We start from the raw sequence: 12,588 nt of genomic DNA on the forward strand, positions 1-12,588 counted from the left end.
TTTCATGAAATTATTTGATATAAATTTCATGAACCAACAAGAAGAACTCGACGCCCTGGCGATCCTGATTCACGACCTGCGCAAACACAAGAAGCTCACCCTCGCCCAATTGGCGCAGAAGATCGAGCGTTCCGTAGGTTTCCTGTCCCAAGTGGAACGCGGCTTGTCGCGGCCTACCGTGGCCGACCTGACCGCGATCAGCCACGCCCTCGACGTGCCCACCACGTATTTCTACAGCCTGTCCAAACCCAAGGCCGTGAGCTGGGTGACCCGCCCCAATGAGCGGCGGACGGTGTATTACGCCAACGGCATCACCGACATCCTCGTCTCGCCGAGCATGAATGGCGCGTTCTCGATGCTCGACAGCCTGTTGGCCCCCGGCGCCAACAGCGGCGAGCAAACCATGAGCGACCGTGCCGAACAGGCCGGTTTTGTACTTGAAGGCGAGTTGACCTTGTGGGTCGAGGGTGAGGCCGACTCGGTCACCCTCGGCCCTGGTGACAGCTTCCACCTGGCCAGCTTTGCCCATTGCCGCTACGCCAACCTGACCGATCTGCCCGCCCGCGTGCTGTGGGTCTACAACTAGGAGCAACACCCGTGAAAAGCCAATCTTCCACGTTGCTGGCCGAAGTACGGACCTTTCGCCAGAACCATCCCGACGTGCGGTATGTGGACCTGATCGCCCTGGATATCCCAGGGCATTTCTACGGCAAGCGCTACCCGATAGAGATGCTCGAAAAGGTCGCCGCCGGCAGCCCCCTGAAGCTGCCACAGAACGCCGTGCTGCTGGGGACTCAAGGCGGGCTGTTCAAGATTGGTGACTATTGCTTCCATGACGGCGACCCGGACGCCAACCGCCGCCTGGTGCCGGGCACGCTCAAGCCGGTGAGTTGGGAATCGCAGCCGTTGGGCCAGATGCTGATCACCTCCGACGGCACCGACACCCCGATCGAATTCGAGCCCCGCGAAGTCCTGGCCAAGGTGCTGGAACGCCTGCAGCACAAAGGCATTCACCCAGTGGTGGCGTTCGAACTGGAGTTCTACCTGTTCGACAAAAAACTCGACAACGGCCTGCCGCAATTCGCCCGCGACCCGCTGAGCGAGGATGCCGACGACCAGCCCAACCTGCATATCGACCGGCTCTCGCGCTTCAGTGAAGTGCTCGACGATATGGCGCAGACCGCCAAGGACCAGGGTATCGACATCACGGTGATCACTGCCGAGATCGGCCCCGGCCAGTTCGAGATCAATTTCGGCCACCTCGACGATGGCCTGCGCGCTGCCGACTGGGCCGCCCTGTTCTGCCGCAGCACCCGAGGCGTGGCGTTTAAGCATGGCCATCGCGCCAGCTTCATGGCCAAGCCTTACCTGCAATACCCCGGCAGCGGCATGCATGTGCATGTGAGCCTGTATGACGGCGCCGGCAATAACCTGCTGGCCGCCCATCAGCAGCAACCGCTGCGCCATGCGGTCGCCGGCTGCCTGGAACTGCTGCCGCACTGCATGCCGATCTTCTCGCCCAACCACAACGCCTTCCGCCGCTTGGGTGGCACGGTCAACGCGGCGACCCGCGCCAGCTGGGGCTTTGAGGACCGCGATGCGTGCGTGCGCATTCCCGAATCCGACCCGCGCAACCTGCGCATCGAGCACCGCCTGGCCAGCGCCGACGCCAATCCGTACCTGGTGCTGGCGGCCATCCTGGCCGGGCTGGAACATGGCCTTGAGGCCAAGCGCGAACCCATCGCGCCGTTGAACGAGGACCGCAACAGCGGCACCGACTTCCCCCTGGAAATGCTCGACGCCGTGCGCGCCATGCAGCATCAACCGGTCGTGCGCGATAAGCTGGGCGCCGAATTTGTCGACGTATACTGCGAAAACAAACGCCAGGATCACCTGGCCTTCCAGCAAGAGATCAATGCGCGCGAATACCGCTGGTTTCTCTGACCCCATGGATAACCGATGACCGACCAAAGCTCCCCGGCCCTGAAGGAAATTTTCAACGTCGAACGCCTGCAGCACATCGCCCGCGAGATGAGCGCGGTGTACCCGGCGTTCGACGCCAAGGGTTTTCTCAAGCACGCCAAGGCCGGGCTGGCGCAGTTGTCGGTGATGCAGCGCATGGCGCGGGTCAGCGAGAGCCTGCACGCGGTGATACCGCTGGAGTATGCGCAGACCCTCAAGCTGCTCTACGCGCTGGCCCCGCGGCTGAACAGCGCATTTGTCAGCCTGTTCCTGCCGCATTACGTGGCGAGTTACGGCCAGGCTGACTTCAAGCGTTCCATGGCCGCGCTCAAATACTTCACCACGTTTGGTTCGGCGGAATTCGCGATCCGCCACTTTCTGCTGAATGATTTCGCGCGCACGCTGGCGGTGATGCAAGCCTGGTCGCTGGACGACAACGAACACGTGCGCCGCCTCGCCAGCGAAGGCTCGCGCCCGCGCCTGCCCTGGTCGTTTCGCCTGGCCGAGGTGCAGGCCAACCCCGAGCTGTGCGCGTCGATCCTCAATAATCTCAAGGCCGACAGCAGCCTGTATGTGCGCAAATCCGTCGCCAACCATCTCAACGACATCACCAAGGACCACCCGGACTGGGTACTCGACCTGATCGAGGGCTGGAACCTCGACAATCCCCACACCGCCTGGATCGCCCGCCACGCGCTGCGCAGCCTGATCAAGCAAGGCAACACCCGCGCGCTGACCATCATGGGCGCCGGCGCCAAGGCCGACGTGAAGATTCAGCACCTGAGCGTCACGCCGGCAGTGATCACGCTGGGCGAACGCATCACCCTGTCATTCAGCCTGGAATCCACCGCCGCCACCGCGCAGAAACTGGTGGTGGACTACGCCATCGACTACGTCAAAAGCGCCGGGCACAGCGCGGCCAAAGTCTTCAAGCTCAAGGCATTCACGCTGGGCGCGGGTGAACAGCAACGTATCAGCCGCGAGCAACACATCCGCGAATTGACCACTCGCAAGCACTATCCGGGCAAGCATACCGTGCACGTGATGGTGAATGGTGAACGCCTGGGCAGTGCCGACTTCGTATTGCGCGACTGATGCAGGTGGGGCAACAGCCCAGGTCCACTGGGGGATTGGAGTAGGCCTAGGCACCCGGGTGTACACAGATCAAATGTGGGAGCTGGCTTGCCTGCGAAAGCGGTAAATCAGGCACCGAATGCATCAACTGAAAGCCCGCTCCCACAGGGGATCCGGGTATGACTCGGGGCTCCCAGGTGTACGCAGATCAACGGTGGGAGCTGGCTGCCTGCGAAAGCGGTGGGTCAGGCACCGATGCATCAACTGACAGCCCGCCTTCGCGAGCAAGCCCGCTCCCACAGGGGGATCCGGGTATGACTCGGATTCCCGGGTGTATGGAGATCAAATGTGGGAGCTGGCTTGCCTGCGAAAGCGGTAGATCAGGCACCGAATGCATCAACTGCCAGCCCGCCTTCGCGAGCAAGCCCGCTCCCACAGGGGGATCCGGGTATGGCTTGGGCTCCCGGGTGTACGCAGATCAAATGTGGGAGCTGGCTTGCCTGCGAAAGCGGTAGATCAGGCACCGAATGCATCAACTGACAGCCCGCCATCGCGAGCAAGCCCGCCGTTTTCGAGCCGGTTTCTTCAGGCAGATTCGCCAAGCAACAACCCGTGCTCCCGCGCACACAACTCCACCACGTAATCCCACAACACCCGCAGTCGCACCGACTTGTGCAGTTCACGCCGCGAACTGATCCAGTAGCTGCGCTGGATGCTCTCTGCCGGCAGCAACGGCACCAGGTCAGGGTCGCCAGAAGCCATGAAGCACGGCAGCACGGCAATCCCCAAGCCTGACCGTGCAGCCTGGTGTTGGGCGATGACGCTGGTGCTGTGGAACACCACCTTGGGGTTACGACAGAAGCTGCTGAGGAATTTCAGTTCCTGGCTGAACAACAGATCGTCGACGTAATCGATCCATGAATGGGCGGCGAGGTCTTCGCGCTTTTCGATCGGCGGATTGCGCGCAAGGTAGGCGCGGCTGGCGTAGAGCGCGAGGCGATAGTCGGTGAGTTTGCGCGTGACCAGTTGATCGACGCTGGGGCGTTCGAGGTGGATGCTGATTTCCGCTTCGCGGTTGAGAATGCTGACGAAACGCGGCACCGCGAGCAGTTCCACCTCCAACCCGGGATAGCGTTCGAACAGCCCGCCCATGCGACCGGCAAGGAACATCACGCCCAAGCCCTCGGCCACGCCGAGACGGATCTTGCCCAAGGGCGCGGCGGAATGGGTGAGTTCGTCTTCGGCCAGCAGCGCCACGTTTTCCATGGCCTCGGCATGCTTGAGCAAGGCTTCGCCGGCCGGAGTCAATTCATAGCCCTGGGCGTGCTGCACGAACAGCGCGGTGCCGAGGCTCTTTTCGATCGCCTCGATATGCCGGGCCACCGTGGCATGCGTCGTCTTCAAGCGTTGCGCGGCGGTGAGCAGGCGGCCGCTGCGCTGCAACTCGAGAAAATACCGCAGGTCATTCCAGTCGAACATTCAGCCTCCCTCCCTTGGGCATAACTCACTACACGACCGCGAAGACTGGCCCCGTGCCTGTGGCGAGCAAGCTTGCCCGCTCGCCACAGCGGTCGCACTGTTTAAAAACGCACAGCAGCTGGGTAAAAACTAACATTTTTAAGACGAAAACTAACAACTAGGATGGAACCAATAAGAAAAACAAGCGAGACCTCAGATGTCCATTGCAACTGCTGAATACGATTACGTGGTAGTAGGCGCCGGCCCCGCAGGCTGCCTGCTGGCCAATCGACTCTCCGCCAATCCGGCCCACCGCGTGCTGCTGCTTGAAGCCGGTGGCCGCGACAACTATCCCTGGATCCATATTCCCGTCGGCTACCTCTTCTGCATCGGCAACCCGCGCACCGACTGGTGCTTCAAGACCGAGGCCCAGGAAGGCCTGCAAGGCCGTGCCCTGAGTTATCCACGCGGCAAGGTGCTCGGCGGTTGCTCGTCGATCAACGGCATGATCTACATGCGTGGCCAGGCCCAGGACTACGACGGTTGGGCAGCCGCGGGCAATGCAGGCTGGGGTTGGAAAGACGTGCTGCCGCTGTTCAAGCAGAGCGAAAACCATTTTGCCGGCAGCTCGGAGTTCCACAGCGATGGCGGCGAATGGCGAGTCGAGCAACAGCGCCTGCACTGGCCGATTCTGGATGCCTTTCGAGATGCGGCGGCGCAAAGCGGCATCGCCTCCATCAGCGACTTTAACCAGGGCGATAACGAAGGCTGCGGCTACTTCCAGGTCAACCAGAAGGCCGGCGTCCGCTGGAATGCGGCCAAGGCGTTTCTCAAGCCCATCCGTCAACGCCCCAATCTCACCGTGCTGACCGACGTGGAAGTCGACCGCGTACTCCTGGAAAACGGCCGCGCCTCCCAAGTCGTCGGGCGTCAACACGGCCAGCAGTCGAGCTGGAGGGCGCGCAAGGAAATCGTGCTGTGCGCCGGCTCCGTGGGCTCGCCGGGCATCCTGCAACGCTCGGGCATCGGCCCCTCCAACGTCCTCAAGCCGCTGGGCATCGAGGTGCTGCACGAGCTGCCGGGCGTCGGTGGCAACCTGCAGGATCACCTGCAACTGCGGCTGATCTACAAGCTGGAAAAAGCCCGCACCCTCAACCAGATCGCCGGCAGCGTGTGGGGCAAGATGGGCATGGGCCTGCGCTACCTGTACGACCGCAGCGGCCCGCTGTCGATGGCGCCGAGCCAGTTGGGTGCGTTTGCCCGCTCGGGTCCGGAACAGACTTCGGCCAACCTTGAATACCATGTGCAGCCGCTGTCGCTGGAGCGTTTTGGCGAACCGCTGCACGCGTTCCCTGCCTTTACTGCGTCAGTCTGCGACCTGCGCCCGCAGAGCCGTGGCCGCATTGATATCCGCTCGGCCAATCCGGGGGATGCGCCGCTGATCCGGCCCAACTACCTCAGCCATCCGGAAGATCTGCGCGTGGCCGCAGATGCCATTCGCCTGACCCGGCGCATCGTCGCCGCGCCGGCCTTGAGCCAATTCAAGCCAGTTGAATACCTGCCCGGTGATTCGCTGCAGACCGAAGAGGAGCTGCACGAAGCCGCCGCGCGAATCGGGACTACAATCTTCCATCCAGTGGGCACCTGCCGCATGGGCACTGACCAGGACGCCGTGGTCGACGCACAACTGCGCGTGCATGGCGTGCCGGGCCTGCGCATTGCCGACGCCTCGATCATGCCGCGCATTACCTCCGGCAATACCTGTTCACCGACGCTGATGATCGCGGAGAAAGCCGCGCAGCTAATCCTTTCGCCGAACACAAGGAACCTTGCCCCCGAGAGAGAAATGACCGCACCCGCATGACCAGCAGGCGTCCGGCCTGGCGATAGCGCATCCAGGGTTTGCATCTGGCTTTACGCCATCGCCCGGCCGGACACCGGCAGGAAGGACAACCGGCGCCAAGGTTGGCGCCGACAGTGGAACAACAATAAATAATCACTGTGAGGGCTACCCGATGTCAGAACATGCTCAACCCCTGGGCTCGGCGATTACCGCGAGTGCCGGCAACGATTCAAGAAAAGTCATCTTCGCTTCGTCCCTCGGGACGGTGTTCGAGTGGTATGACTTTTTCCTCTATGGCGCCCTGGCGGCCGTGATCAGCAAGCAGTTCTTTGCCGGGGTCAACGACACCACCGCGTTTATCTTTGCCTTGATGGCCTTTGCCGCCGGCTTCGTGGTGCGCCCGTTCGGCGCGCTGGTGTTCGGCCGCCTGGGCGACATGATCGGACGCAAATACACCTTTCTCGTCACCATCATCCTGATGGGCGTGGCGACCTTCTGCGTCGGCCTGTTGCCGACGTATGCGAGCATCGGCATCGCGGCGCCGGTCATCCTGATCGTGTTGCGCATGCTGCAAGGCCTGGCCCTGGGCGGCGAGTACGGCGGCGCAGCCACCTATGTGGCCGAGCACGCACCCGCCGGCAAACGCGGCCTGCACACCAGCTGGATCCAGTCCACCGCCACCCTCGGCCTGCTGCTGTCGCTGCTGGTGGTGCTGGCGTGCCGCTACTTCACCGGCGATCAGTTTGAAGTCTGGGGCTGGCGGATTCCGTTCCTGTTCTCCATCGTGCTGCTGGGCATTTCGACCTGGATCCGCATGAGCCTGCACGAGTCGCCGGCATTCCTGAAGATGAAAGAGGAAGGCAAGGCCAGCAAGTCGCCGATCCGCGAATCCTTCGGCAAGTGGGAAAACCTCAAGGTGGTGCTGATTGCGCTGTTCAGCATCAACGGCGGCCAAGCCGTGACCTTCTACGCCGCGCAGTTCTACGTGCTGTTCTTCCTAACGCAGTTCCTGAAAATGGACCCGGCCCTGGCCAACATGCTGCTGATCATCAGCGTGGTGATTGGCGCGCCGTTCTTTATCCTGTTTGGCTGGCTGTCGGACAAGGTCGGGCGCAAGCCGGTGCTGATGCTCGGCCTGCTGCTGGCCACCGCGCTGTATTTCCCGATCTTCAAAGGCCTGGCGCACTACACCAACCCGGCGATGGACCAGGCCAGCCATCAGGCACCGATCACCGTCTTGGCCGACCCGGCCACCTGCACCTTCCAGTTCGACCCGGTGGGCAAGGCGCGTTTTGACAGCCCGTGCGACAAGGTCAAGACCTTCCTGGTCAAGCAGGGCCTGCCCTACAGCAGCGCCGCCGCCCCGGCGGGCAGCCCGGTGCAGGTGAGCGTGGGTGAAGTGCGCATCGATGGTTATGACGAAGCGGCCCTGCGTGGCGCCGTGACCTTGGCCGGTTACCCGACTTCGGCGGATGTTGCCCAGGTCAACAAAGTGATGGTGGTGGTGCTGATCGTGGCGCTGATCCTGATTGCCGCCATGTGCTACGGCCCGCTGGCGGCGCTGATGGTGGAGCTGTTCCCGACGCGTATCCGCTACACCTCGATGTCGCTGCCCTACCACATCGGTAACGGCTGGTTTGGCGGGTTCCTGCCAACCGTGTCGTTTGCGCTGGTGGTGTACACCGGCGATATTTTCTACGGGCTGTGGTACCCGGTGGTAGTGACCGGCGTGAGCTTGATTGTCGGGTTGTTCTGCCTCAAGGAAACCCGGCACGTGGACATCAATAACAACTGACTGACCCGTGCCCCCCGTCCTTGACGGGCGGGGGCGCACATAAATTGCTGTATATCCATCCAGATAACAGTTGATCAAATCCCTTCTTTTGCCCATCCTGCTCCCCATTCAACTGTGTAACGAATGGGCTGAGCATGCGGCTTTACCTCTGTGAAAAACCCTCCCAGGCCAAGGACATCGCGGCCGTGCTCGGCGCCAGCCGGCGCGGCGACGGTTGCTGGCTGGGCAACGGGGTCACAGTCACCTGGTGCATCGGCCACCTGCTGGAAACCGCCCCGCCCGACGCCTATGACGCCAAATACAAGCGCTGGGTGCTGGCTGACCTGCCGATCGTCCCGGAAAAATGGAAGATGCAGGTCAAGCCCAAGACCGCCAGCCAGTTCAAGGCGGTCAAGCGCCTGCTGGGGGAAGCCCAGGAACTGGTGATCGCTACCGACGCCGACCGCGAGGGCGAAATGATTGCCCGCGAACTGGTGGAGCATTGCCGCTATCGCGGGCCGATCCAGCGGTTGTGGCTGTCGGCGCTCGACGATGCCTCGATTCGCAAGGCGTTGGCGGCGCTCAAGCCCGGGGCCGAAACCTTCAGCCTGTACCACTCGGCCCTGGGCCGTTCGCGCGCCGACTGGTTGATCGGCATGAACATGAGTCGCCTGTTTACCCTGCTGGGGCGCCAGTCCGGCTATCAAGGTGTGTTGCCGGTAGGCCGTGTGCAAACGCCGACCTTGCGCCTGGTGGTCGACCGCGACCGCAGCATCGCCGACTTCGTACCGGTGGCGTACTGGGCCATCGATGTCGACCTGCGCCATGAGCGCATGACCTTCACTGCCCAATGGCGCGCGGCCGAAGATGCCTGTGACGACCAGGGCCGCTGCCTCAACCCGCAATTGGCTCGCGACGCCGCCGACGCCATGACCGACGCCGCCAGTGCGCGGCTGGTGAAGCTGCGCACCGAGCGCATGCGCGAGGTCGCGCCCCTGCCCTTCGACCTCGGTACCCTGCAGGAGATCTGCTCGAAGAAGCTCGGTCTCGGCGCCCAGGAAACCCTGGACATCGCGCAGTCGCTCTACGAAACCCACAAGGCCATCACCTACCCGCGCAGCGACTGCGGCTACCTGCCACTCAGCCAGCACAGCGAGGCACCGAAGATTCTCGCCGCGCTGGGCCGTGCCGATGCGACGGTGAATGCGTTGATGCCGCATATCGACCCGCAGCGCCGATCGCGGGCGTGGAACGACGCCAAGGTCAGTGCGCACCACGGCATCATTCCCACTGGTGCGGGCAAGGATGCCGGCCAATTGACCGGCAAGCACCGTGCGGTCTACACCCTGATACGCGCACGTTACCTGGCGCAGTTCCTGCCCAACCATGAGTACGATCGCACCCAGGCCGATTTTGACTGTGCCGGCCAGGCTCTACGCGCGGTGGGCAAAGTGGTGATCGAGCCAGGCTGGAAACGCGCCCTGCCCGAAGCCCTGGCCCCGGCAAAGGGCCGCGAGGCACCGGCACCGGCACCGCAGGCGTTGCCGACGCTGGTGCAGGGGCAGGATTACGCGGTGGCCAAGGTCAACCTCAAGGATCTGTGGACCCAGCCGCCTAAGCCCTTTACCGAAGGCGACCTGATCAAGGCGATGAAAAACGTCGCCAAGCTGGTGGAAGACCCGCTGCTCAAGCAAAAGCTCAAGGACACCACCGGTATCGGCACCGAGGCCACCCGCGCCGGGATCATTCAGGGATTGCTGGACCGGGGTTATCTGCTGAAAAACGGCAAGGCGCTATCTGCCACCCCGGCTGCGTTCAGCCTGATCGATGCGGTGCCACGGGCGATTGCCGACCCTGGTACCACCGCGATCTGGGAACAGGCGCTGGACATGGTGCAAAGCGGTGAAATGAGCCTGGAGGAATTCGTTGCCAAGCAAGCGGCCTGGATGAGCAAGCAAGTGGCACGCTGCAACGGCATGCGCATGACCATAACCGGGCCAGCCAGCCCGGCAGGCCGGGGCGCTACACCGTGGAAAAAGAAGCGAAAAAGCGCGCCTCGCAAGACTACGGCCGCCCCCAAGCGCAGCAAAAAGTCGACTAATACCGGGTAAACACCGAAAAAATCCGGCGAATGACGTTTTTCGACGGGTTTAACGCCGCTTTGGACCTTGCTCCGGCGTAGGCGGTCTAGGATTCTGTAGGGGACCCGCTGACTTCCTAACAACAACACCGGAGTGGCCGCCATGAAAACCGTCGCACAAGTGCTCAAAGCCAAGGATCAGAAAAACCAGGACGTGCACACTATCCAATGGGACCACACCGTGTTTGAAGCGCTGGTGCGGATGTCGGAGAAAAACGTCGGCGCCTTGCCGGTCGTCAAGGAAGGCGCGGTGGTCGGGATCATCAGCGAACGCGATTACGCACGCAAACTCATCCTCAAGGGCCTGTCGTCGGTCACCACACGGGTCGATGAAGTCATGAGTTCCCCGGTGATAACGGTCGACACCCACAAAAGTGTCGAGGAATGCATGAACATCATGACCGACAGTCACCTGCGCCACCTGCCCGTGGTCGAAGGCGGCAAACTGCTGGGCCTGCTGTCCATCGGCGACCTGGTCAAGGAAGCCATCGCCGAACAGGCCGACCTGATCAAGCAGCTGGAGCAGTACATTCGCGGCGAATAGGGGAACCCATGCTCGACACGCTGGAACATCAAGAAGACCACCTCGACACCTTGTACCGGGCCATGGCCGACCGGCGTTTCCTGGTACTGACCGGGGCGGGGATCAGCACCTCATCGGGGATCCCCGACTACCGCGACAGTGAAGGTGTGCGTCGGGGCAAGGCCCCAATGATGTATCAGGAATTCCTCGCCACCCCACAGGCACGACGCCGTTATTGGGCGCGGGCGATGCTGGGCTGGCCGAGGGTGCGCATTGCGCAGCCGAACAAGGCTCACCTGGCACTGGCGACCCTGCAGCAACGCCAGCGCATCAGCGGGCTGATCACGCAAAACGTCGACACCCTGCATGACCAGGCCGGCAGCCATGACGTGATCGAGCTGCACGGCAGCCTGCACCGGGTGCTGTGCCTGGATTGCCAACTGCGCAGCATGCGCGATGTGATCCAGCGGCAGATGGAAATTGATAACCCCTACCTTGCGCAGGTGCATGCGGTACAAGCGCCAGACGGCGACACCCTCCTCGACCCGACGTTTGAAGAACACTTCCAGGTACCCCACTGCCCTCACTGCAACGGTGAACGGCTGAAGCCGGACGTGGTGTTCTTTGGCGAAAACGTCGCCCCGGCAACTGCAGCCAGGGCGATGGCGGCGGTCGAGCAAGCAGAAGGCTTGCTGGTAGTGGGCTCGTCACTGATGGCCTATTCGGCATTTCGCCTCTGCAAGGCGATGGTTGAACACGGCAAGCCCGTGATTGCCATCAACCTGGGCAAGACCCGTGGGGATGAGCTGTTGCAGGTGAAGATCGAGGCGTCGTGCGAGCAGTTGTTGCCTCTGCTGGCTGATCGTTTGAGATAACCCCTATGCCCGCATCAAACATGTAGGAGCTGGCTTGCCGGCGAAAGCGGTGCGTCAGGTACGAAGCCTTGGCTGACACACCGCCATCGCTGGCAAGCCCGTACCTACACGGCTGCGGACCCATTTCATTCCCTCGGATCGACGACCCACCCCTCCAAAAAATGACGCGCAAGTCACGTTTTCCGGGATTCTCCCGTCCTCACAGGGATTTATGTAGTGCTTTAAAAAAATCACTACATAACCGTTGACGTAACGTTTTTGTCCTTGCATGATCTAGACGTCTCCCGGATCGGGAGCGTTGGTAACACGTGTTTTGAACAAGCTCGTCTGACCGCCGAGCTGTTTTTTCCGGATGTGCACTGCCCACAAGGCAGATTGATGAAGCTGACCGGCCCGGAAGGATCGGTACAAGGAGCTCAAACGCTGCTTGTCTTCGTTATGAAACCATTGCGTAGCAGTTCATCAGCAAGACTACATGCATCAGGTTCAAGACCCTGCCCGTATTCGGCAGACCGTCACTGACGCCCGGTTTTTGAAGCCGGAGACAACTAAGCAGTTTTAACGGAATCAACTGATAGATCGCCAACTGGTCAAGGGGCTTACACATGAATCTGAACAACCAACCAACTATCGATGAATTGGCTGAGATGTTCGCAGCGCAGAAAGACACACTCGACGACCATATCCTGTGGATTGGCAAATCGGGCGAAGTGCAAATTGACTGCCTGGCGCCCCACACCGAAGAAGCCGAGTTCGACCGTAATAACCGTGAACTGGCGGCGCGCCTGAAGATGTACCGCCGCGGCCAGGGTTATGTCGGCAAGAAGGCCGCGGCCGATCGCAACTTTATCGAGCAAGTGTTCCATACACTTAATACCGAATGGCAGCACCTCAAAGGCCAATCGCATGTTAAAGTGATTGATAAATACTGCTGATAAA

10 protein-coding genes are annotated in these 12,588 nt (G+C 61.7%); 9 read left to right on the forward strand and 1 reads right to left on the reverse strand.

Going from position 1 to position 12,588, the window contains the following annotated elements; translation table 11 throughout:
- The first annotated feature begins 28 nt into the window (after positions 1-28).
- From C9990_RS20600 to C9990_RS20610, 3 genes are read left to right on the forward strand one after another with little or no spacing between them, the layout of a single operon-like run.
- The gene (locus C9990_RS20600) at positions 29-586 is read left to right on the forward strand and encodes a helix-turn-helix domain-containing protein (protein WP_065905559.1); all 558 of its coding nucleotides are present in this window, start codon (positions 29-31) and stop codon (positions 584-586) included.
- 11 nt (positions 587-597) lie between these two features.
- Entirely contained in the window at positions 598-1,944 is a 1,347-nt protein-coding gene (locus C9990_RS20605; protein WP_106804485.1) for a glutamine synthetase family protein, read from the forward strand.
- Positions 1,945-1,959: 15 nt separating this feature from the next.
- Positions 1,960-3,057: a DNA alkylation repair protein gene (locus tag C9990_RS20610; RefSeq protein WP_106804486.1), complete on the forward strand. Its 1,098-nt coding sequence runs from the start codon at positions 1,960-1,962 to the stop codon at positions 3,055-3,057.
- A gap of 564 nt (positions 3,058-3,621) precedes the next feature.
- Here the strand turns inward: C9990_RS20610 and C9990_RS20615 are convergent.
- Positions 3,622-4,515: a LysR family transcriptional regulator gene (locus C9990_RS20615; RefSeq protein WP_106804487.1), complete on the reverse strand. Its 894-nt coding sequence runs from the start codon at positions 4,513-4,515 to the stop codon at positions 3,622-3,624.
- A 196-nt stretch (positions 4,516-4,711) separates the two neighbouring features.
- Between C9990_RS20615 and C9990_RS20620 the strand changes: the two genes are divergently transcribed.
- The 6 genes from C9990_RS20620 to C9990_RS20645 all read left to right on the forward strand — a co-directional run bounded on the left by C9990_RS20620 (position 4,712) and on the right by C9990_RS20645 (position 12,584).
- Complete coding sequence (locus tag C9990_RS20620; protein ID WP_106804488.1) at positions 4,712-6,358, forward strand: GMC family oxidoreductase; 1,647 nt, start codon at positions 4,712-4,714, stop codon at positions 6,356-6,358.
- A gap of 151 nt (positions 6,359-6,509) precedes the next feature.
- Positions 6,510-8,132 (forward strand): MFS transporter, encoded by a 1,623-nt coding sequence (locus C9990_RS20625; protein WP_106804489.1) that lies wholly within the window; start codon positions 6,510-6,512, stop codon positions 8,130-8,132.
- A 134-nt stretch (positions 8,133-8,266) separates the two neighbouring features.
- Complete coding sequence (locus tag C9990_RS20630; RefSeq protein WP_106804490.1) at positions 8,267-10,222, forward strand: DNA topoisomerase III; 1,956 nt, start codon at positions 8,267-8,269, stop codon at positions 10,220-10,222.
- A 132-nt stretch (positions 10,223-10,354) separates the two neighbouring features.
- A complete protein-coding gene (locus C9990_RS20635) occupies positions 10,355-10,795 on the forward strand; it encodes a CBS domain-containing protein (RefSeq protein WP_065905552.1) in 441 nt (146 codons plus the stop codon).
- 8 nt (positions 10,796-10,803) lie between these two features.
- Positions 10,804-11,649, forward strand: a complete 846-nt coding sequence (locus C9990_RS20640; protein WP_106804491.1) for an NAD-dependent protein deacetylase — start codon at positions 10,804-10,806, stop codon at positions 11,647-11,649.
- A 605-nt stretch (positions 11,650-12,254) separates the two neighbouring features.
- Entirely contained in the window at positions 12,255-12,584 is a 330-nt protein-coding gene (locus C9990_RS20645) for a hypothetical protein (protein ID WP_106804492.1), read from the forward strand.
- The last annotated feature ends 4 nt before the right edge of the window (positions 12,585-12,588 follow it).

Source organism: Pseudomonas sp. S5D5, assembly GCF_003013355.1.
GTDB lineage: Bacteria > Pseudomonadota > Gammaproteobacteria > Pseudomonadales > Pseudomonadaceae > Aquipseudomonas > Aquipseudomonas aylmerensis.